Origin of the sequence: Alkaliphilus peptidifermentans DSM 18978, assembly GCF_900101495.1 — a bacterium.
Lineage (GTDB): Bacteria > Bacillota > Clostridia > Peptostreptococcales > Natronincolaceae > Alkaliphilus_C > Alkaliphilus_C peptidifermentans.
In genome coordinates this window covers 42,887-64,872 of record NZ_FMUS01000011.1, presented here as the reverse complement: position 1 = coordinate 64,872, position 21,986 = coordinate 42,887, and the positions used below count along the sequence as shown (strand labels likewise).

Sequence of the window (21,986 nt, the reverse complement as noted above, 5' to 3'; positions counted from 1 at the left end):
ATAAACTGTATTACTTTGAAAAAACTGTAATTAGGGTATGAATGAGGAAAAGAAACAAATAATAACATTAATCATATTTATATTTTTCTTTACAATTGGAGTGAGTAATATGTATGTTGTATGTAATAAGCACCTAGAAGAGGCTATAGATGAATTCGTCGAAGTCTATGAACAACCACCGGATCTATATGAGCTAGATAAAACTACCTTTACCGACTGGCTAGCTCCACAGCATTGTCATTTTTGTGAAGAAAATCCTAAATACTTAGTTGTTTAACCAGGCGGTGAAACCCGGCTGGTTTATTAATATACCTTATTATGTTACGGTGTTAACATCATGTCAGAGAATCTTAGCTATAGAGGATTAAATAAATTACATCCACATGATATAATAAAGTAATATCGAAAAAATAGGGTGATAAAATGAAAATTGGTACATTTTCGAAACAGAATAATCTTACAATTGACTCAATACGCCATTATATGGAGTTGAGCTTAATTTTACCTGAAAAACAGGGGGGCCACTACGATTTTGATGATAGATGCCAACGGGATTTAGAGGATATTTTTAGTTTGAAGGATATGGGCTTTACTCTAAATGAGATAAAAACCATATTCAAATATAAACGATTAGGAAAGCTTACTCACTATAAAGAGGATGAATACTATGTAAGTTTGTTTACTAATAAATTGGATAGCTTGAGTAGAGATATAGAAATATTAAGTAGGTATAAGGCAAACATTGAGGTGAAGCTGAAGGATATAACATCTATTAGTAAATTTGAAAATTATAGAATGGGAGTTAACTTAAAGGCTTTAGATATATTATGCTGCCATATATGCTCCGGCCATTTAATTCTTGTAGACGGCAGTATTGATAATAATCAAATCATTAATGGAAAGCTAAAATGTAATTGCGGTGAAGAATATATTATAGAGTCTGGAATCTTATGCTGGTGCAAGGAGAAATTAGACAAGGATTTTGACTATGAAGAGGAGTATACTAAGCATTTAAGTGAGTATATTTATTTGACAGATTCAACCTTCATAGATAATCTTAATAAAGGTTTAGAGTGGACATATAAAAAAATAGGGTTAAGTAGCTTTAGGGGTAAAATACTACTCGAGTTAGGTACAGGGTTTGGATATTTTTTGAGGTATATATATAATGATTTACCAGATGATTGTTTATATATAGCTGTTGACCATAATATCAATAAACAAAGATTTTTAAAGAGTATTCTAGAAAAGTCAGGGTGCAGAAAAAACATATTTTTTATAAGTTCAGATTTTTTAAAAATCCCTATAAGGAATAAATCAATAGATATCCTACTAGATATTTCAGGTACAAGTAATTATAGCTTTGAAAATAGTGATTTTTTATTAAAGCTAACTGATAACTATATTAAAGATAATGCATATCTTATTGGTTCATATATATTATTTAAAAACTTCAGCAGGAATAGCTTAATAGATGAATGCTATAGGAAAAATTTCCATTTAGAAAATATCAAGGACTCAATTTCAAAGCTAAAATATAAATTAATAGATGAAAGCATATCAGATTATATAGAAAAGGGCGGTAAATATGAAAATTATTTTGTAAAGGGCGAAAAGGTATTTTCTTATATATACTATGGCGAAAGGTAGGGTTAACCCTATCTTTTTTTATTTTTTTCGTTAAAATTCTTCAATAATGTTATTGATGTTGTCATTAGACCACTTTGTAAAATTAAGTTAATTATAAATTATACAAGAGGAGTGATTAAAATGACAGCATTATTACAAGTCCTCAACATTGGCAGGTATGATAAAGTAGAACTCTCAAATATAATATTGTTTTCAATGGGAAAGCTGGTTTCTGTATTTGGCAGCTCAATATACACCTTTGCCATAGGGCTATACGTATTACAGCTTACAGGTTCAGGTTTGAATTTTGCCATGACTTTAGTATTAGGTACTATTCCTATGGTTATGATTAACCCTGTTGCAGGAGTTTTAGCTGATAGAGTAGCCAAGAAAAAATTAGTAGTAGCAATGGATATATTGAATGGAATACTGCTATTGGGGGTTTATTTTCTTAGTCTTATATTTGGTATGCATTTGGCAATGATTTATATAAGCACCTTCTTGATGTCGATTTTTACGGCGATATTCGGTATAAGCTTAGAGACGGCAAAGCCCAATATTGTGAAACAGAACAATTTAATGAACATAAATTCAATAAGCAAGATAATAGACTCTATTTCTGCCATATTAGGACCTATGGTGGGAGGAGTAGTATTTGTATTAGTAGATATAAGGCTATTTATTTTTCTTAATGGAGTATCATTTCTTTTTTCAGGTGTGTCGGAGTTGTTTATAAACTTTAACTATAATAATACATTAAAAATGCAAGAGAATAAAAGTCTAAGCTTTCTTGAGGATATTAAAGCAGGCCTTGAATATATAAGAGATACAGAAGGGTTAACAAAATTAATGGGCACCTTTGTATACTTGAATTTTTTTATCGGACTATCCATTACTATACCACTACCATTTATTATTAACAATGTATTGAAGTTAGAATCTAACTACTACGGTATAATACAAGGTGGATTTCCCATAGGAATGATTATTGGTGCACTGGGGGTTAAGAGAATAAGAGGAAAAATGACCTATAACAAGCTTTTAAATAGAATGTGCTTACTGCTTTCTTTAGCAATGATTCTGGTTGGGGTACCTGTATTGCTAGGAGTAGTAGAATTACAAGCTAATCTTTTGTTTATTTACTATACTATTCTTACTGTGGTCATGGGTTTTGCAATTTCTTTAGTGGATATTCCGCTTTTCTATGAATTACAAACCATAATACCGGATGAATATAGAGGAAGAGTATTAAGTATAGGAATAGCTATTGGAAAAGCAATTTTGCCTGTAGCATTGATTATATCTGGAATGTTGATAAATTTGTTGCCAGCAGCAGTTTTGCCTATAACCGGGGGAATTTTATTATTCAGTATTAGTTTAAAATCATTTAAATTCTAACTTATTTAGTTATTTCACATAAAGTTGATTAAATGAGCATTCTAGGATAAAATCTAGTTATTAACTAATGCACAGTGGTATAGTGAATAAATATTACCATTATTTCAGTTAGTAAGCTAAAGGGAAAAATAGATACCAAGGATAATTTTCAGATAATCTTTAAATAGTAGTCAGTAGTTCGCTTACATGAAATTAGTATTTATCAACATGTTGTAAAAAGTTCCTTGCTTGCCTACATGACAATGAGGTTCCCAAAGGCATACCTAAGTAAAACAAAGATGTGTTTATTTTTTTCCTAGTATAAAACTTATATAACATGACAAAAAAAATCAAAAATAGTAAAAGCACGTGTGATATATTTAGTTATGAGGTGATTAATTGAGTGAATACTGTAAAAACACCCAAAATGCTATAAATTTTATAGAAGATAACCTTTATAACGATATAGTGCTAGAGGAAGTTGCTAACGTTAGTAAATTTTCATTATATCATTTTTACCGTGTATTTAGCACACTAACTGGATTAACAATAAAACAGTATATTAGATTGAGAAGACTTTCAATGGCCGCTATTGAGATGCGAGATACCAATAATTCCATTATAGATATTGCAGTAAAATATGGGTTTAATTCACAAGAAGCTTTTTCAAGGGCTTTTTCCGATATGTTTTCTATAATGCCTGGTAAATACAGAAAAACAAAGCAACCGTTGCCTTTGCTATTGAAGGTTGACTTAATCAAGCCTTTGACTCATGTAACTACAAATGATATGCACTATGATGAATGTAAGGATTTAAGAATTTACTACATACAAAAACCTCACCGTAAGATTATTGCTAAAGTAAATCCTAGTCCCCAAAAAATCCATGAATTTTATAATATGTGCGAAAGAACAGGAGCTTTTGGTAGGCTTACAAGTATAAAGGAAGGAATATTTGGACCGTTTGGTTGTGTAATTACCGCCCCAGTATTTTCACACCTTATTGGAATAGAAGTTGAATATGATTATTGTAGTGAAATACCAAAGGATTTAGACATAATTAACATTAACTCTTCAAGGTATGTTGTGTTTCATCATTATAAGTACAGGTCTGAAATGCATGATAAGGTTATAAAATCTGTTTGGAACACCAGTAAAAGTTGGAATCCACTAAACCATGGCTTTGAATGGAATTATGAGAAGGCACCTATATATGAGGTTGATGATGATGAACTTGGTTTTTTTGTTTATAAACCTATAAAACCGAAAGAAACCGATGAAGAAACGAAGTATTATAAACTAACATAAGAAAATAAAATTTTGATGGAGGACTTATGAAATATATAATGACAGATAATCCAAAAGAGCAAGATATTATAGAAATTCGGGACAACTTAATAAAATACAATCTATCTCATATTGAGCTAAAACATGTTAAACCTATAGTTATCATCGTTAATGATGAAAATGCCAATAAAATAGGAGGAATTTCAGCCACAACTCATGGTAATTGGTTGGAGATATCATTTTTATGGGTGGACGAGAAATTAAGAGGGCAGAAAATAGGCTTAAAGCTATTACAAGATGTTGAAGAAGAAGCAATAAAAAGAGGTTGTAAGTATTCATTTCTTGACACCTTTAGTTTTCAAGCTAGGGATTTTTATATAAAATCAGGCTACAAAGAAGTTCTCACATTAGATGAATATCCACTAACCAGTAAACGGCATTACTTTGTAAAGCAATTAATTGTAGCTAAGTAACTTAATAAATGGTTAAAACATTAAGATTATAAAAAAGGTGACAATTGATTTAATTTGGGTAGGGATTACTTCATTGTTATCTTGCTATGGCGGCCTTTTCCCGGAGGATATACAAGTACTGGAAGAAAGTTAGTTGTTTTGTAAGTAAGCACATGGGTGATTTAGATTAAGAATATATTAAAAAGCCAACGAAAAATCCGTTACTGAGAAGCATATCTAAGTAACGGCATTTTTGTGTCTGAAGACTTTCCCAATAGTGGTAAAAGCAGTTAGATCTAAATAACTTTATAACTGCAAGTCTCATCAACAACTTAAATTGAGGAAATTGCATAATACCCTTTGATTGATTCTTTAACACTTTGTGAAATTTAATTTAAGAAACATTGAAATTTATTTCTTCGAGTTTTCCAAACTGTCTCTATAATTCCATTTCAAAAACATAACCTACACCTCTTACAGATTTAATATAACGTTGTTCATTTTCATCAATCTTTAGTTTTTGCCGCAATCTTTTTACATAGGTAGTTACTGTATTTTCATCATAATGGTTACTTTCCCATACTTCAGACAATATCTTTTTTCGAGTAAGTACTGTATTGGTATTATCGATAAAATATAGCAGCAACTTGAATTCAGTTGAGGATAGAGAGAGTTCTTCTCCATTTTTCATAACCTTATGTGTATTTCTATTAATCGAAAATTCATCAAATGTAATCATCTTATTCTTAGAATTATTTATGTTGACGTTGTACTCCTGCCATCTCCTAATGTGGGCTTTTACTCTTGCGGCTAGCTCTAAAGGATCAAAGGGCTTGGTGATATAATCATCGGCACCTACACCTAAACCAAGTACTTTATCATGTTGAGCTGAGTTTCCACTGAGAAAAAGTATAGGAATATTATAATTCATTCTAATGGTTTTACATACTTCAATGCCATTAAGAGTTCTCATATTAATATCTAAGATAACAAGCTGAATGGATTCATCCAGTAGTTTAATAGCATCCTTCCCATTAAAGACTGGTACCACTTCAATATTATAAATTTTCATGAACTGGGAGATCATGTAAACAATATTCTTATCATCATCTACTACCATAATTTTATATATCATTGCTCTCTTCCTTTCATCTAATTTAAAAACAACATAGTTATTTAAATTGATGATTATTAGCTAATGGATTAAACAAATTACTTAAGACAATTTTCTTCTTAATTTATCCTATCATAGAAGAATGATAATATCTACATAGTAATGATGTAGATTCTGTTTAAGAAAGGTTTTCCAATTAAATAGACTACTAAGCAGAGAGACTATGACAGTTTAGCGACACATTAATTTCAATTTTATGAATTTTAAGAAACCATTTACACGTGATGTTATAATAAGTATACCATTAAAAAATATAAGGAGGCTTAATGATGGAGAACAATTATTATGCACAAAAATTGAATTCACAGAAACTGTTTAAGGTGTACGAAACCAAAATTCCCAGAGTAAAACAGTATTTGGATGCGGAAATCTCTTTTGTTAGAGATAATTTATCAGGCAGTGAAAGTGTCTTGGAATTAGGTGCAGGCTATGGACGTATCGTAAAGGAACTGGCAGGTAATTGTAAATCAATTATTGGTATTGATATTTCTGATGAAAGTGTTTCGTTAGGTAAGGAATATTTAAAGAATACTCCCAATGCCGAAATTATCACCATGGATATACATAATCTTACGTTTGAAAAAAAGTTTAATGTAATACTTTGTCTGCAAAATGGCTTGTCTGCAATGAAGGTCACATCATCTGATTTGATTGATAAGATTTTAGAAATGGTCGTGAGTGGCGGAAAAGTTTATTTCAGTACTTACAGCAAAAAATTCTGGGAGTATCGGCTAATGTGGTTTAAAGAGCAGGCTGAGAAGGGGTTGCTGGGCGAGCTTGATTTAGATAAAACAAAGGATGGGGTTATAATTTGTAAGGATGGCTTTAAAGCAACTACACATACTCCGGAAGATCTGAAAATGATTGGATGCTTATCAGGGTATGAATACCAAATTCATGAGGTAGATGAATCGAGTGTTTTCCTGATTATTCATAAACGATAGGTTTTATATGCAGCCAAAACTCAACTCGCTGGAAAATTTGTTAATAATGAAATTAAATTTTCCATTGAAAGCCAGCAGGATACTAGTACTGATTTGTAGTTAAGGAAGGAGTTTTCATGAAGAGTTAGATATATAATTGACAAAGTATAGGCTGTTTACTTGAATGACACAAAAGAAGGTTTATGACAGTTTGGAGACACTTTAATTTCAATTATGTGAATTTTATAAAATATTACACTTTTAATGCTATAATGATAACACTATTTCTATAGAATTATTAAGTAAGGAGGCAAAAAAATGGAAAAAATAAAGGTTCAAAAACAGCCTGACTTTATTAACACAGAAAATCTACTGAAACTAATATGCTTCAGTGCAATTGGTATTTTTATGTTTTTCATCCCCATTAGTATAAATGGACGTTCAACCATCCTGTTGGATCATTTGGTAACAGCCCTAAGGGATAATCTTGGAGGTGTTACACCAATTTATGCACTTATTATTATTATCTTTGGTGGGATTAGACCATTTGTTGTCAAGACATGGAATAAGGATGCAGTGACAACGGTTTTCTCTGTATTCAAACTATTAGGTATTGTTTTTGCTTTTATGACTTATTTCATGATAGGACCAGAAATTCTTTTTGAAGCGGATATGCTACCGTTCTTATTCAACAAGCTTGTTATTCCTGTAGGAATGATTGTACCCATTGGTTCTGTTTTCTTAGCATTTCTAGTTGGATATGGCTTATTAGAATTTATTGGTGTTTTGTTACGTCCTATCATGAGACCTATCTGGAAGACACCAGGCAGATCTGCCATAGATGCAGTAGCATCATTCGTAGGCAGTTATTCCATAGGACTATTAATCACCAACAGGGTTTTTAAAGAAGGGAAATATACCGTCAAAGAAGCTTCAATCATTGCAACTGGATTCTCTACAGTATCAGCCACCTTTATGATCGTAGTTGCAAGAACTCTTGAACTGATGGATTATTGGAATATTTATTTCTGGTCCACTTTAGTAATTACCTTCGCAGTTACAGCTATTACTGTTAGAATCAAGCCTCTGAGCAGTAAAAGTGATGCGTATTTTGTTGAAGTGGGAGATCCAGAGCCAGAACTAAAGGGCAACATATTTAAGAATGCCTTTAATGAAGGATTAAAGGCTACATCTCAATCAGCTCCACTATTGAATAATATCAAAGTTAACCTAAAAGATGGGATTATCATGGCTATGGGGATATTACCAACCATCCTATCAGTAGGCTTATTTGGCTTATTGCTTGCTAAATATACACCTATATTCGATATTATAGGGTATATCTTTTATCCATTTACATTACTGCTGAGAATCCCTGAGCCGATGCTGGCAGCAAAGGCTTCTGCCTTGGAAATTGCTGAAATGTTCCTACCTGCTCTATTGGTGACAAGTGCACCAATCGTTACTAGGTTTGTTATTGCAGTGGTTTCTGTATCATCTATTTTGTTTTTCTCAGCTTCTATTCCATGTATTTTATCAACTGACATACCCATTACGCTTACAGAAATATTAATCATTTGGATAGAAAGAACTATTCTTACCTTAATTCTTGCTGCACCAATAGCATTCATATTCTTCTAATAGAGTGTTGGTAAATAACAACTAAGTAGCAAGAACAAATATCATGGTTTTTATGTTAAAATAAAAGTGTCTATATCTATAACAGCTTTTCTATTTATAGATATAGACACTTTTAAAATTCAGTTGATAGGTGATGTCCATGAGTTTAAAAAGACGAATTACACTAACTATTTGTTCCATTATTATCTTCATATTAATAATAATGAGTTATATCATCTATAATAAATCAGCAACGATTATTAACCATGATGCAGAAAATCTTATGAAGGCACAATTAGACAGAGCGCAAGAAAACATTGATTTATTAATTAAGATAACTCAGCTTGAGACAGAAAAGCTGGCACTAGATCTAAAGGTTAAGAGTTTTCTGGAAGGTAAGGTGGATGCAGAAACACTTAACAAGTATCTGACTATACTAATGAATGAAAAAAATAATATAAATAATATTTATATGGATTTGTTTATTCTTAATGAAGAAGGCCGTATTGTTTCCTCAACCATGGCTGAAGCAATGAATCTTGATCTTTCAACGAGAGAATATTTCCAAGAATCTCAAACCTTAAAAAAAACCGTTACAAGCGATATATTAATTGCTAAATCTGATGGCACTATGATTATTATTACAGTCAGTCCTATTATGAATTCATCCAACCAAGTATTATCCTATGCAGGAATTGCTATCTATGCTGAATATCTTTCGGACTTTATTAAAAACTTCCAGTTAGGAAAAACAGGCTACTATGTCATTATTGATTCCAACAACCTTATACTATCTCACCCAAAGGAAAAGATCATTGCTACAGAAGCAACTGATATGAATTATTATATTCCTAATGAATTTAGACTTAATAGACAATATAGTACTGTAAGCTCCATAGCTAAGAAGAATTACGACGGATTAAAGGAGCTGCAGATATATAAATTAATTGAGAGTAATCAATGGATATTGATAGCTGTACTTCCTGAATCAGAAATGCAGGAAAAATCATTAAGTCTCTTAATATATGTCATTACAATCGGTATTATTGCTACTATTTTGGCTATTTTTGTTGGCACCTATATTTCCAATAAAATATCAGTTCCTATTGTAGCAATTACCAAGTATATTAACAATGCTGCACAAGGTAATATTTTAATTTCAAAATCTATATCAGATTCCATAAATAGTTTTAAAGAATCTAAAAAACCAATGGTACCTGAAAACGATGAAAAATCTAAGGATGAAATTAGTAACCTAACTAGATCATTAAAGAACTTAAGGGAATATCTAGCTTCTATTGTGTACCAGTTTAAGCATGAAAGTGAACAGATTATTAAGACGTCACAGGATATGTCTCGTACAATAGAGGAATCAAGCGCTAGAACTGCAACATTCATTTCAGTTCTATCTCATGATCTCAAGACATCTATTACACTAATTAAAGGATATGCTAAAGGCATAATGTCGGGAGCCATAAAAGATGACGAAGTAAAAAAGAAATTTATTGAAGGGATATATCATAGTGCTGAGGACATCGAGAAGATCACCTGTGACATTCTTGATTCAGCATATGAAGCTCAGAATGCCCCAAAGCTATATACAGAAAAGATAAGTAGTAGCGAATTTGCATCAAAAATTTTTGAAACTGCAAAGCAATATATATTAGATTCTCAACGAAAATTCGAAGGAATAAATGCTTACGGTGAAGGTACACTTCAGATAGACTCAATCAAAATCAGTCGAGCCTGGAATAACCTTCTAAATAATGCTGTGAAATTCTCCGCTGAAGGTAGTGTAATCAAAGTTTATATCCTCCAAGAAGATAAAAAACTCATCTTCAAGGTCATAGATGAGGGAATAGGTATCGCAGAGAAGGAAATGGACAAAATTTTTAATATGTTCTATAAGGGGCATGATAATGACAAAATGGGCTTTGGATTAGGTTTATTTATTGCTAAGTCATTTATTGAAGCCCATGACTCTAAGCTCCATTTTACTTCCGAATGGCAGAAGGGGTCAGAATTTTGGTTTGATTTAGACATTCTTGACGAAGAAGACATGGATTGATTGCAGCGGGAATATTTTATGCATTTATAATACGAATAAAAGTTTCAAGTATTGGAATTTTTGCACCATGCTCAATAGCACTCATGTAATTTGGACTAAAAACGTATTATGTAAGTTCCTCTTGCTTCAGATCCAGTGCTTTTTACAGTGACTATTGACTAAGATAATTGCTATAAATATAAGGAAGAGTGCACTAACTACGATTTTTATAGTAATGGCTATAATGATCCATGTAACAAGTGATAGTGTGTCAAGAGACTATTATAAGTTATACAGGCCAACTTTGTGGCATTTTCCCGAAGTTGGCTTGTACATTGATTTATAATAAACCCGCTTTGTTAATTTCTGCTGCTCTATAGAGACGATAGCCACCACTAAGGTTAAAGGAGGAATAGCCTTTTTGATCCAAAATTCGCTGAGCTATATATCCTCTCAATCCGATTTGACAAGTAAGGTAAATTACTTTATTCTTATCAAGTGCGTTTAAGCAACTCCTCAAACTGTCAAGAGGAATATTAACTGCTCCATTAATATGTCCATTTTCGAACTCCTCAACAGTACGAACATCAATCAAAATTGCTTCCTTTGGGAGTGAAGAAATATCCTCCAGGTAGAAAACCTTCATTTTCCCATCGAGTACATTGCTGGCTACATATCCTAACATGTTAACAGGATCTTTAGCAGAGGAGAAGGGTGGCGCATAAGCAAGCTCCATTTCTTGTAGATCGTAGACAGTAAGTCCAAAACGAACAGCATTTGCAAGTACATCGATACGTTTATCTACACCATCATAGCCAACAATCTGTACTGCTAAAATTTTACCATCAAGAGGAGAGAACAATAGCTTTAATGACATCATTTTCCCATCAGGATAATATCCTGCATGGGAAGAGGAATAAGTAAACACTTTCTTATACGGAATATTATTACGAATAAGTGATTCTTCCTTTTCTCCAGTAGAAGCAACCGTCATTTCAAACAGCTTAATGATGGAGGTGCCTTGACTCCCATTGTATTTTTGGTTTTTACCACAAAGGTTATCTGCTACAATTCTTCCCTGTTTATTTGCTGGAGATGCTAGAGGAATCAAAACTCGTTGTCCACTAATAATGTTCTTTATGCTAACAGCATCACCGAGGGCGAAAATATCGTTAACCGATGTTTCCATATAATCATTTACGAGAATCTCACCTCTCTCACCAAGTAAAATGTGACTATCCTTTAAAAATTCGGTGTCAGGTGTTATACCAATACTCATAATAATCATGTCGGCTGCGACCTCTATGCCATTTTCGAATATAACAGATGAGTTCGTAATTTCCTGAGCTCTGCTATTAAGATAGAGTTTTATTCCTTTAGAACGAATATAATTTTGTACATCATAAGCCATGTCTGTATCAATTGACGGCATCACATGGGATCCCGCTTCAATTACACTTACTTCCAACCCTGAACTTTTGAGATTTTCCGCCATCTCAAGCCCAATAAATCCTCCGCCTATTACTGCACAGGATTTGGTCTTATTATGTATTATAAACTCCTCAATAGCAAAAGCATCTGGGATATTTCTTAAAGTAAATACATGCTTTAGATCCATTCCCTTTATTTTAGGAATAATGGGTTTTGCTCCGGGAGAAAGTACTAGCTTGTCATAGCTTTCAATGTAGCTTTCGCCAGTTTCACAATTTCTAACAGAAACAGTTTTTTTTGCATAATTTACTGAAAACACCTCGCTCCTCACCCGTACATCTATGTGAAACCGATTATAAAAACTTTCTGGCGTTTGAAGAAGCAAAGCCTCTTTGCTTTTAATTACTTTACCAACATAATAGGGTAGTCCGCAGTTGGCAAAGGATACGTAGTCTCCTTTTTCAAGCATAATTATCTCAGCATTTTCATCATTTCTTCTTAATCTGGCTGCAGTACTTGCTCCACCTGCCACACCGCCTACAATTAAAACTTTCATGTCATTACCCCCTTTCATTTTCCATATATTAAAGATAATGTGGTGTTCTGTAAGTCAGCAGCTGGCAGCCATCCTCAGTTATCAAAATCATATCCTCGATGTTAAAGCCTCCCTTGCCATGAATATAACAAGGGACTTCTACACAGAGGACCATACCAGCCTCAAGAGGACGAGTTTCGTTTGGACTAATGCAGGGTAATTCTGCAGTTTGAGGCCCCATGCTAATGCTATGGCCTAAATGCCCTCTGCGATAGGAGTTGTACTTCTCTTTTACATAATCAAAACCGATGTGGAACAATTCATTTATGGGAAGACCTGGCTTGGCTGCCTTAATCATCCTTCGCTGTCCCTCATACAGTCTATTCTTTAAAGCTAAAAGGGCAGGATGCCCCTCTCCAACAATCCATGATCTAGCGGTATCAGTTGTATAAAAATCAAATTCTGCATTTACGCCACCATCGAATTTGAACACATCACCATCCTGTATGATTCTATCACTTGGCAGAGAGAGCCTAGAACTGTTTATACCTGTGCTAAAGGTGCTCCATGAGCTAGGTGCACAAAACCCCGAAGCCATAACATGTTTTCGAAACTCCTGAGCCACCTGTTGCTCCGATATGCCGGCCTTAACCCACTGACTAGCATGAGTTAGGGCTTCATCAAGACTGCAGGTAAGCTTTTTAAACAATTCGATCTCCTCAACCGTTTTTACACTCCTGGATAGGATAAACAAGTCGGAGATATTCACAAATTTTGCTTCTGGCAGACTTTCTCTTAAAGTATTGTAATAAGTTAAAGGTAGAAAATCCAATTCGATTCCAATGGTTTTATTAGCTAGATTCAATTCATTGATTGTTTTCATTAATATATCCATAGAAGTTTCAACAATATTTGACTGATCTCTTGTTATAGCATGAGCAATCTCATCCCATTGGCGAATACCAACCCATGTATCGTATTTTTTTACAATAAAATCCGGCATCTTTTCCTGCAGTGTCATCACTTCAAAATCCATTACGATTACATGGGTTTTTACAGAATTATCTGCAACCATAACCACACTTGAAAATGAGGGTTGCCTGGAAACAGTATGTTGATGACTGGCAAAACCAGTAATGTAGTGGAAATTCTCTGGTGAAGATATTATTGCACCATCAATACAATTTCTATCCATTAATTCTTTTATTTTATGCTGCTTTGACAACAATATGCTCTCCTCCTTGTGGAGAAAGCGTACTTATGTAAGTACGCTTTCTCTTTAATAAAAAGATAATATTTAAAGAATAATAGTTAACCTATGGAGTTGTATATAATAGGGGAGCACCTGGGCCAAGGGGTAAACCTAATATATACCATAGCACAAACAGTATTATCCATCCAATGAGGAAGAAGATAGAGTATGGAAGCATTGTAGAAACTACACTTCCAATCCCTGCTTTTTTATCATATTTTTGAAAAAAGGCTACTGTTAATACAAAGAAAGGCATTAAAGGTGCGATAATATTTGTGCTGGAATCTCCTATTCTATAGGCAACTTGAGTTAATTCTGGCGAAAGCCCCAACCTCATAAACATTGGTACAAAAATAGGAGCCATGATTGCCCACTTTGCTGAATCAACTGCAATAAATACATTGATAAAGGCTGTGAGGATAATAAAACAGATAATTAAGGGTAAACCTACAAATCCAACAGACTCTAAGAAGTTAGCACCTCCTACAGAAATGATAGTACCCAGATTAGAATAATTAAAAAACGCAGTAAACTGTGCAGCAAAGAATATTAAAACCATAAAGCTGGAAAGTCCAGAAATTGCTTTATTCATTAAGGCAACAACATCCTTATCGCTCTTAATCACTCTAGCGCCGATGCCATAAAAAATACCAGGGATTAAAAATAGTAGCATCATAAAGAAAATAATTCCACTCATGAATGGAGACCTTAGGATGCCAGAAGTTTCAGGGTTTCTTAAAAGTGCATTTTGGGGTAAAACCAAAATAAGCATAGCAACAAAATAGAGAAGTGCAGAAATTCCGGCAAAACGCATACCTCTTTTTTCATCAAAGGAAATATCTTGTATTGATTCGGTGCTGGAAAAATCATAGGTGCCTAATCTAGGCTCAACTAATTTTTCGGTAACTAATGTACCTACTAAAGTGACGAAAAAGGTAGAAACAAACATGAAATACCAATTTGCAACAGGCATTACTGTATAACTGGGATCGATCATTTGAGCCGCTTGTGTAGACATACCTGCAAACATAGGATCATTTGTTCCTATCAACAGGTTTGCACTCCAGCCCCCAGAAACTCCAGCAAAAGCTGCTGCAAGTCCTGCAATTGGGTGCCTTTTAAAAGCCATAAAGAGAATTGCTCCTAAGGGAACCAATACAACATATCCTGTTGAAGAAGCGATATTTGACATAATTCCTAGAAAAACAACCACAGCTGTCACAGCTCTTCTTGGAGTTACTGCTACAACTTTTTTCAGTAGGGTTGCCATAAAACCTGTGCCTTCAGCTACACCAACACCTAAGATAATTGTAAATACAGTTCCTAATGCAAAGAAGCCTGTGAAATTGCTTACTACAGTTGTAACCAGATGACGAATACTATTTTGATCAAGCAGATTAACAGCCTTTACAGTGATTTCTTCAATCGCTCCTGTTGCACTGTTATAACCTTCATACGTAACTGAAATGCCAGCTTTAGCACATATAAAGGATATGATAACAGTAATTAGAGCAAGAATTACAAATAAAGTTGCTGGATCAGGCAGTACATTTCCTACTCGTTCAACACTATCCAATGCCCGAACGATAAATCCCTTTTTTTCCTTTTTCTGCTTCGATTCCATTCTTTCCATTTGTTTGCCTCCTTTTGTATATTTACAGCTGTATTAGTAAAACAGCTATGGGAATCAGATGATCATCCTATGAATCTATCTACGGCCTGTTTCAAATTCTCCATTGCCTTCTCAAGAGTTACTCTAGGACACGCAACATTCAACCTCATATATCCTTTATTTGCTCCAAAAGCTCTTCCATCCCCCAATCCAAGACCTGCTTCATTTATCATAAAATTTACAAGTGCGTCACCTTCTAGGTTTAGTTTGGTGCAATCTAACCACATCAAATAAGTACTTTCAGGCAGAAACGTTTTTATTTGGGGAATGTTTTTATCACAGAAATCTTTTACATAGAGCATATTACCTTCTATATAGGGTAGCAGTTGTTCTAACCACTCTTCACCATAATTATAAGCTGCCTCCATCGCCACTAAGCTAAAGCAATTATTTCTGGTAATATCCATACGTTGCCAGAAATCTTCGAATCTTTTTTTTATTTCTTCATTAGGAAAGATGGTAGTTGATGCTTGTAAACCTGCAAGATTGAAGGTTTTAGTAGCAGAAGTACAGGTTATTGTATTATTTGAAAAATCTTCAGAAATTGAAGCAAAAGGTATATGTTTATTCCCCCATAACATCAAATCAGAATGAATTTCATCTGAAATGACCATAACATTATACTTTAAGCATAATTCACCCATTTTAACAAGCTCTTCTTTTGTCCAAACTCTGCCGACAGGGTTATGTGGGTTGCAGAGGATAAATATTTTTGGACCCTGCTTCAACTTTGCTTCAAAATCTTGAAAGTCCACAGTGTAGTAATGGTTTTCTTCATTTAAAGAGCTGGTAAGAACCTTACGATTCCATTTTTCTACTGAATCAAAAAATTCAGAATAAACGGGAGTCAAAAATAATATTTTATCATTTTCTTCACTAAATTCTTTAATGGCTGTACATAAAGCAGGCACAACCCCTACATTGAATCCAACTAAGTTCTCATGAATTTCCCAATTATTGCGACGTTTTTGCCAATTGCATACTGCTTCAAAATATGAGTCAGGACGAGAAACGTATCCAAAAATACCTTGCTTACCTCTTTGCAGAATAGCATCGATGATAGGTTGAGCAGTCATAAAATCCATATCGGCAATCCAAAGAGGAATGATATCTTCCCTACCGAACTTCTTTTTTCGTTCATCATACTTGGCAGAAAAATTGTTGCTGCGGTCAATAGGTGCATCAAAATTGTATTTCATAATTAGAATCATCCTTTCATATAGCATTTCGATATAATTAAATAAGCAAAAACTATACCAAATATATTGCAATCTAAATATTATTTTTAATGGACTTATACTACAAAAAATAACTCAAAATATTAAAACCATGGTAAAGCTATCTTTATCATTAATTGGTTAAAGTTGTTAAACATTAACCATATTAACCTTTTAATTTAACTTTTTTAGTAATTGAAGACCCTTCTCTGTAATTTTGCTGCCACCTCGTCCTTTTGAGACTTTGACAAATTGAAATTGATCCATCTGCAAAAGTAGTGCTCGTATCTCCTGTTCAGTAATGAAAAATCCTTGCCTTTCTGCTTCTTTAGCAATGGCTTTGCGGCCGATGGCTCTTCGGTTTTTGGTAGCCTCCCAAAGCTGTGTCAAAATAAAAATATACTCTTCTGTACGGCTGCCTATTCCCTTTAAAAACATATCAATCTCTGCTTTTTCCTTCATTCCTATTTTATACTGCCCTGCAACCGAAGGTTTGGTTTTTAATGCAGGAGGCAAATCCTCATAATTAACTACGGGAATATTCATATAAGTAAGATACTCTACATAATTTCGTAGCTCTCTTACATTTCCACTCCAGTTATGCTGCAGAAATGCATATTCTGCTTCTGGAGATAACATGAATTTCCCTCCAAATTCTATTTTCATGCGCTCAAAAAGTAACATTATATCATCTTCTCGCTCCCTTAAAGGAGGTAATACAATTGGCAGTGTATTAAGTCTATAATATAAATCCTTACGAAAGCTTCCAGCTTCAACCATGTCAGCGATATCCTCATTGGTGGCCGCAATAACCCGTACATCTACGCTGATAATTTTGTTTCCCCCTACCCGCAAAACCTCTTTCTCTTGAATCACCCGTAGAAGCTTTATCTGCAAATTTGAACTCATTCCTTCAATCTCGTCCAAAAACAAGGTACCTTTATGTGCAAATTCAAAAAGACCTAATTTGCCTCCTCTCTTTGCTCCTGTGAAGGCACCTTCTTCATAACCAAACAACTCACTTTCCAATAGGTTATCTGGAATTGCAGCACAATTAATAGCTACAAATGGACAATCACGTCTTGACGAATGATTATGAATGGCATGAGCAAAAAGCTCTTTCCCAGAACCGCTTTCACCTGTAATCAAGATTGATCCATTTGTGACAGCCATCTTTTTTGCAATATCACAGGCTTTCTTTATTGAAGGACCATTACCTATAATGGAATCGAAGGTATATTTTGCTTTATGCCCTTTATGCATTAACTGCATTCTTAGTTTATGCTGATTATATTCTTCGTCGCTAAAACGTTTTACTACAGCAAATCCTCCAATATACTTACCACCACGTATAACAGGGGTGACTGAAAGGCTAATATCCGTATCTCCAATCTTAATTAATCTAGATTTAACCTCGTATAAATTTTTACAGCATTCATCAAAGGGTATAAAAGGTAAAGCTTGCTTTGCGGGTCTATTCATAACAAGGGTTCTCTTTATCCCTATAATTTGCTCGACTTTAGGACTGCAAACAAACACGTTATTTTCCTCATTTACACCTATAATGCCCTCATCTAAAATGCTCATCAAAATTTCCAATTGACTCTCCAACCGAATAGATCGACCAAATAGCAAATTAAAATTATAGCTATTATCTGCTATTGAGCTGAAGTATTCTTTAAATTTACTTTGCTCCAAAAGATATTCTAAATCTAGTTTTAGGGCAATCTCAACAATTGTTGCTGCATCTAATACTCTAGGTCCTATATCCATAATGTGAGTAACAAAGGGCGGCACATATCTTTTTTCACCTGGGGTAATTGCAAAATCCAATCTTGGAATTTCTTTCGTGTCAGGATATACAGGAACAAACTCAATATTATTTACACCAAGCTGGTTAAGCCGAGTTATACCCTCTATTGCCATTTTGCTGCTTAAATTTACAAACATTGCCCGTGTCCCCTTCTGCAGAGACAAAAGCTCCCTTAGACTTTGTTTTGTAAATGTTACCCGAATTTCAACCATGTTACTATCTAATGGAAGATATTTGTTTATATCATCACTACTTTCAAAAGCATCAGTAGAAATCACATAAAGATCTGCTTTACGAACGGAAAATGCTGACCGATCTTGAATATTATAGGTGTCAATTTCAATAATGTCTCCAAACAAATCTTTAATTTGTAAAGCATAAAAAAATACAGCTTGCGAATCCAAAGTGATTAATGCGATCTTTTTTTGCACAAAAACCATCCTTTCAACATACTAGGGATTCTATTATTTATGTCTATCATAATTAACTTTCAACAATATAGAATTTGGCACTATTCTTGCTAATAATCAAATATAAGGATATTAATTATATGAAAGGTTGTGTAACAATGCCTTATTTTTTAGATGATGCCTACAAGATAAAAGAAGAATTAATTAGCAATCGAAGAATTTTGCATCAAGTTCCTGAAGTTGGGGACGACCTTCCTCAAACCACAGCTTTTGTAATGAAAAAGCTGATGGAGATGGGCATTGTGCCCCAAGAAATATGCAAAAGTGGAATTACAGCCACTATAGGAGGGGAAAAAGGAGGGAAAGTTTTTCTCCTACGTGCTGATATGGATGCTCTTTCAATGGAGGAAGATAGCGGATTGGAGTTTTCATCTATCAATGGTTATGCCCATACCTGTGGACATGATATACATACTGCTATATTATTAGGAGCTGCAAAAATTCTTAAGCAATATGAACAGGATTTAGATGGCACTGTAAAACTTATGTTCCAACCGAATGAAGAAAATATGGCTGGTGCTGCTGCAATGCTCAAAGCCGGTATACTGGAAAATCCAAAGGTTGATGCGGCTGTGGCTTTACATGTTTTTCCGGGCAATATGCAGGTTGGGATGATGTATTGGGGAACTGGTTCAATTCTAGCCTCCTCTGATGTATTTCGAATAACAGTTACAGGGAGGGGTGGTCATGGTGCAATCCCCCAAAAAAATATCGATCCTATCTATGCAGCTGTACAGATTTATAATGCACTCCAGGAAATTCTTACTCGAGAAATTGACCCTCAGGAACCAGTAGTAATCACTATTGGCTCTTTTCATGCTGGAGATGCACCTAATATAATTCCTCAAACGGCAGTTATGACAGGAAGCATCCGTACATTTTCCAATGAAGTTCGTGTTATTGCAAAAAAACGGTTGGAGGAGATTGCTACCTCCACTGCTAAGGTCTTCCGGGCTGATTGTAGTGTAGAATATATTGGAGAGATTCCACCTACAGTCAATAATATCCCATTGACATTAAATCTTAAAAAATATATAGATGAACTTGGCATACAAATCATTCCTTTTCCTAAACAAATGGGTTCCGAAGACTTCGCTTTGATTGCTGAGGCAATTCCTTCTGTTTTTTTAGGTATTGGTGCTGGTGGAGTAGATCCACAATATCACCAAGGCGGTTCCCATAATCCTAAAGTTATATTTAACGAAGACGTTCTTCCACTTGGTGCAGCAACCCTTGCTTTTATCGCTTATCATTGGCTGAAAAATCAACGCCAATAGGTTTTTGTAAACCAGCTGCTATAAGGCCTGATCCGTCAAAAAGTTTTTTCGCTATTTTTTACTATTACATAGGATATGTACTTCTCTCGAATCTATTTGACTACAGGCCACCGCCCTTTATTCTGAGAAATTTCGTTAACAAAATGCTAATGTTATGATGGCCCCCCTTCAATATTTTCATTGCTATTACTTATTATTATACTAGCTTTCATTAAGATTAACATCTGCTAAAATAACACCTATTGTTACTTGACCTTTGAATATTGGTACCGCAATAGTTATATTGTAATTATTAGTGAATGTTGAAATGTATTCTTTGCTAATAAAAGTTTCTCCAGAAATTGCCTTCAGAAAATACGGCCGCGCACTTACATCCCTATGCTCCTCTGGAACATCTTCAGTTGTAATTTTCTGATATCCTTCCTTAGTGATAAAAGAAACAAGCTCGATAAACTCTAAAGAACGTTGCTTATTTACAAGGTGTTCGTGTAATTTTTCTTCTTTCAGCTCTAGTATTTCTTTAGAGGAAGCTATTTCCTTCACAAGTTTTTGTGCTTTTTCTACCTTTTCTTTGATTTTATCTGTTATCTTAAACCCTTCTACAAACTTTTCTATTATGTTATTACTATATTCCACGGCATTATCCAGATATATAATAGAGTTGTACATAGTTTCGATTATAGATAGCTGTTCCTCTGTAGAGGCACTTATTTCCTCTGATACAGCTGCATTTTGCTGTGTATTCTCATCTATTATCTCTATTGCATGAGTTATATCTTCAATTTTTTCTATCTGGCCCTTAGTTAATTTCACTATGGACTCCACTGCTCTTATATTTCCATCTACAGCTGCTTTTATGTCCATTGACTTTTCTAAAGCGTTCTTTGCATATGTTATATTATTTCCAATGGTTTGGGTTTGACCTCCAATATTAACCGTTAACTCACTAATCTCTTTAGTTATCTCTTCTACCAGTTCCTTTATCTTTTGTGCAGAATTTGAAGAATCGTCTGCCAGCTTACTTACTTCTCCAGCTACAACGGCAAACCCTCTTCCGGCTTCTCCTGCTCTTGCAGCTTCTATGGAGGCGTTCAGGGCCAAGAGATGAGTCTGAGAAGCTATGTTTTCCACCGCTTCCGTTATGATACTTATTTGTTTTATCGATTTATTCAAACGTGTCATATCTATTAATACATTATCGTTGTAATCCTTTATTTCTTCTATTTTACTAAAGGTTTGGCGAAATGTTTCAAAAGTTTCTTCAACTATAGTTTTTGAATCTTTGGCAACAGAAAAAGATATCTTAGCATTTTCATGTATTTTCCCTATTCCTATAGAAAATTCCTCGATATTCCTTCTGACTCTAGCAGTAGATTCTGATTGATTGTTTACTGCTTCAGCTATACCTTGAATTGTACTAGCGATTTCACCGGAAGCATCTTTGAGATTTTCTGATTGAATCTTAATAAGACTAAATTCTTTTATAATCTTTTCTGAAAGGTTTTGATATTGACAAACTAGGTTGCGAATTTTCATAAGATATAGGTTAATTTTCTCACCAATTTTATTAATTATATTTATTCTAGATTTCTTGATGTTTATATTAAGTTGACCATTGACAATTTTATTTAAGGTGTTACTTAGTAAAGTGGCCGATTTAGAAATAATTAAAATAATAGATAAGTTAAGCAAAACAAAAACCCATACAACGATTGATAAAATTATAACATTTTCCCTTACAGCTATAGTCAATGCACCAAGAAGTACACTCACTCCTATGTAGCTATACCATGATTTATCCATGTGTTTC

At 34.0% G+C, this 21,986-nt stretch carries 16 protein-coding genes; 9 read left to right on the top strand and 7 right to left on the bottom strand.

Translation table 11 applies throughout. The annotated features are described in order from the left end of the window. Positions 1-109 precede the first annotated feature (109 nt). The 5 genes from BLP68_RS09450 (at position 110) to BLP68_RS09430 (ending at position 4,766) form a co-directional block, all read left to right on the top strand. Positions 110-277: a CxxH/CxxC protein gene (locus BLP68_RS09450; protein WP_091542866.1), complete on the top strand. Its 168-nt coding sequence runs from the start codon at positions 110-112 to the stop codon at positions 275-277. A 146-nt stretch (positions 278-423) separates the two neighbouring features. Further along, entirely contained in the window at positions 424-1,650 is a 1,227-nt protein-coding gene (locus tag BLP68_RS09445) for a MerR family transcriptional regulator (protein ID WP_091542865.1), read from the top strand. A gap of 120 nt (positions 1,651-1,770) precedes the next feature. After that, positions 1,771-3,027 carry an MFS transporter gene (locus BLP68_RS09440; protein WP_091542864.1) on the top strand — a complete coding sequence of 419 codons (1,257 nt, stop codon included), beginning with the start codon at positions 1,771-1,773 and terminating at the stop codon, positions 3,025-3,027. A gap of 378 nt (positions 3,028-3,405) precedes the next feature. Next, a complete protein-coding gene (locus BLP68_RS09435) occupies positions 3,406-4,314 on the top strand; it encodes a helix-turn-helix domain-containing protein (protein WP_091542862.1) in 909 nt (302 codons plus the stop codon). Positions 4,315-4,340: 26 nt separating this feature from the next. Then, on the top strand, positions 4,341-4,766 hold the full coding sequence (locus BLP68_RS09430) for a GNAT family N-acetyltransferase (RefSeq protein WP_091542852.1): 426 nt from the start codon (positions 4,341-4,343) through the stop codon (positions 4,764-4,766). A gap of 418 nt (positions 4,767-5,184) precedes the next feature. On the opposite strand, the gene BLP68_RS09425 is transcribed toward BLP68_RS09430, so the two are convergent. Further along, positions 5,185-5,880, bottom strand: a complete 696-nt coding sequence (locus BLP68_RS09425; protein ID WP_091542850.1) for a response regulator transcription factor — start codon at positions 5,878-5,880, stop codon at positions 5,185-5,187. A 308-nt stretch (positions 5,881-6,188) separates the two neighbouring features. On the opposite strand from BLP68_RS09425, the gene BLP68_RS09420 reads away from it, so the two are divergent. The 3 genes from BLP68_RS09420 to BLP68_RS09410 all read left to right on the top strand — a co-directional run bounded on the left by BLP68_RS09420 (position 6,189) and on the right by BLP68_RS09410 (position 10,530). Next, a complete protein-coding gene (locus tag BLP68_RS09420) occupies positions 6,189-6,863 on the top strand; it encodes a class I SAM-dependent methyltransferase (RefSeq protein ID WP_091542848.1) in 675 nt (224 codons plus the stop codon). Between the two features lie 297 nt (positions 6,864-7,160). After that, complete coding sequence (locus BLP68_RS09415; protein WP_091542846.1) at positions 7,161-8,483, top strand: YjiH family protein; 1,323 nt, start codon at positions 7,161-7,163, stop codon at positions 8,481-8,483. A 139-nt stretch (positions 8,484-8,622) separates the two neighbouring features. Then, positions 8,623-10,530 carry an ATP-binding protein gene (locus BLP68_RS09410; RefSeq protein WP_176758955.1) on the top strand — a complete coding sequence of 636 codons (1,908 nt, stop codon included), beginning with the start codon at positions 8,623-8,625 and terminating at the stop codon, positions 10,528-10,530. A gap of 319 nt (positions 10,531-10,849) precedes the next feature. Here the strand turns inward: BLP68_RS09410 and BLP68_RS09405 are convergent, their stop codons facing one another. From BLP68_RS09405 to BLP68_RS09385, 5 genes are all read right to left on the bottom strand, one after another. Continuing rightward, positions 10,850-12,496 (bottom strand): CoA-disulfide reductase, encoded by a 1,647-nt coding sequence (locus BLP68_RS09405; RefSeq protein ID WP_091542843.1) that lies wholly within the window; start codon positions 12,494-12,496, stop codon positions 10,850-10,852. 28 nt (positions 12,497-12,524) lie between these two features. After that, positions 12,525-13,700: a M24 family metallopeptidase gene (locus tag BLP68_RS09400; protein WP_242876948.1), complete on the bottom strand. Its 1,176-nt coding sequence runs from the start codon at positions 13,698-13,700 to the stop codon at positions 12,525-12,527. 91 nt (positions 13,701-13,791) lie between these two features. Beyond that, positions 13,792-15,360, bottom strand: coding sequence for an AbgT family transporter (locus tag BLP68_RS09395; protein ID WP_330389124.1), 1,569 nt, complete (start codon positions 15,358-15,360; stop codon positions 13,792-13,794). A gap of 62 nt (positions 15,361-15,422) precedes the next feature. Beyond that, positions 15,423-16,598 carry a MalY/PatB family protein gene (locus tag BLP68_RS09390; protein ID WP_091542840.1) on the bottom strand — a complete coding sequence of 392 codons (1,176 nt, stop codon included), beginning with the start codon at positions 16,596-16,598 and terminating at the stop codon, positions 15,423-15,425. Positions 16,599-16,790: 192 nt separating this feature from the next. Beyond that, a complete protein-coding gene (locus BLP68_RS09385) occupies positions 16,791-18,860 on the bottom strand; it encodes a sigma 54-interacting transcriptional regulator (RefSeq protein ID WP_242876947.1) in 2,070 nt (689 codons plus the stop codon). Between the two features lie 119 nt (positions 18,861-18,979). On the opposite strand from BLP68_RS09385, the gene BLP68_RS09380 reads away from it, so the two are divergent. Beyond that, complete coding sequence (locus tag BLP68_RS09380) at positions 18,980-20,176, top strand: M20 metallopeptidase family protein (protein ID WP_242876946.1); 1,197 nt, start codon at positions 18,980-18,982, stop codon at positions 20,174-20,176. Positions 20,177-20,377: 201 nt separating this feature from the next. Here BLP68_RS09380 and BLP68_RS09375 read toward each other — a convergent pair whose 3' ends face one another. Further along, entirely contained in the window at positions 20,378-21,979 is a 1,602-nt protein-coding gene (locus tag BLP68_RS09375; RefSeq protein ID WP_091542836.1) for a methyl-accepting chemotaxis protein, read from the bottom strand. Between the last annotated feature and the right edge of the window lie 7 nt (positions 21,980-21,986).

Bases quoted from the DNA above. Each gene is read 5' to 3' on its own strand.
- BLP68_RS09450 (WP_091542866.1), top strand. From the start codon at position 110: ATGTATGTTGTATGTAATAAGCACCTAGAAGAGGCTATAGATGAATTC.
- BLP68_RS09445 (WP_091542865.1), top strand. From the start codon at position 424: ATGAAAATTGGTACATTTTCGAAACAGAATAATCTTACAATTGACTCA.
- BLP68_RS09440 (WP_091542864.1), top strand. From the start codon at position 1,771: ATGACAGCATTATTACAAGTCCTCAACATTGGCAGGTATGATAAAGTA.
- BLP68_RS09430 (WP_091542852.1), top strand. From the start codon at position 4,341: ATGAAATATATAATGACAGATAATCCAAAAGAGCAAGATATTATAGAA.
- BLP68_RS09425 (WP_091542850.1), bottom strand. From the start codon at position 5,880: ATGATATATAAAATTATGGTAGTAGATGATGATAAGAATATTGTTTAC.
- BLP68_RS09420 (WP_091542848.1), top strand. From the start codon at position 6,189: ATGGAGAACAATTATTATGCACAAAAATTGAATTCACAGAAACTGTTT.
- BLP68_RS09415 (WP_091542846.1), top strand. From the start codon at position 7,161: ATGGAAAAAATAAAGGTTCAAAAACAGCCTGACTTTATTAACACAGAA.
- BLP68_RS09410 (WP_176758955.1), top strand. From the start codon at position 8,623: ATGAGTTTAAAAAGACGAATTACACTAACTATTTGTTCCATTATTATC.
- BLP68_RS09405 (WP_091542843.1), bottom strand. From the start codon at position 12,496: ATGAAAGTTTTAATTGTAGGCGGTGTGGCAGGTGGAGCAAGTACTGCA.
- BLP68_RS09395 (WP_330389124.1), bottom strand. From the start codon at position 15,360: ATGGAAAGAATGGAATCGAAGCAGAAAAAGGAAAAAAAGGGATTTATC.
- BLP68_RS09390 (WP_091542840.1), bottom strand. From the start codon at position 16,598: ATGAAATACAATTTTGATGCACCTATTGACCGCAGCAACAATTTTTCT.
- BLP68_RS09380 (WP_242876946.1), top strand. From the start codon at position 18,980: ATGAAAGGTTGTGTAACAATGCCTTATTTTTTAGATGATGCCTACAAG.
- BLP68_RS09375 (WP_091542836.1), bottom strand. From the start codon at position 21,979: ATGGATAAATCATGGTATAGCTACATAGGAGTGAGTGTACTTCTTGGT.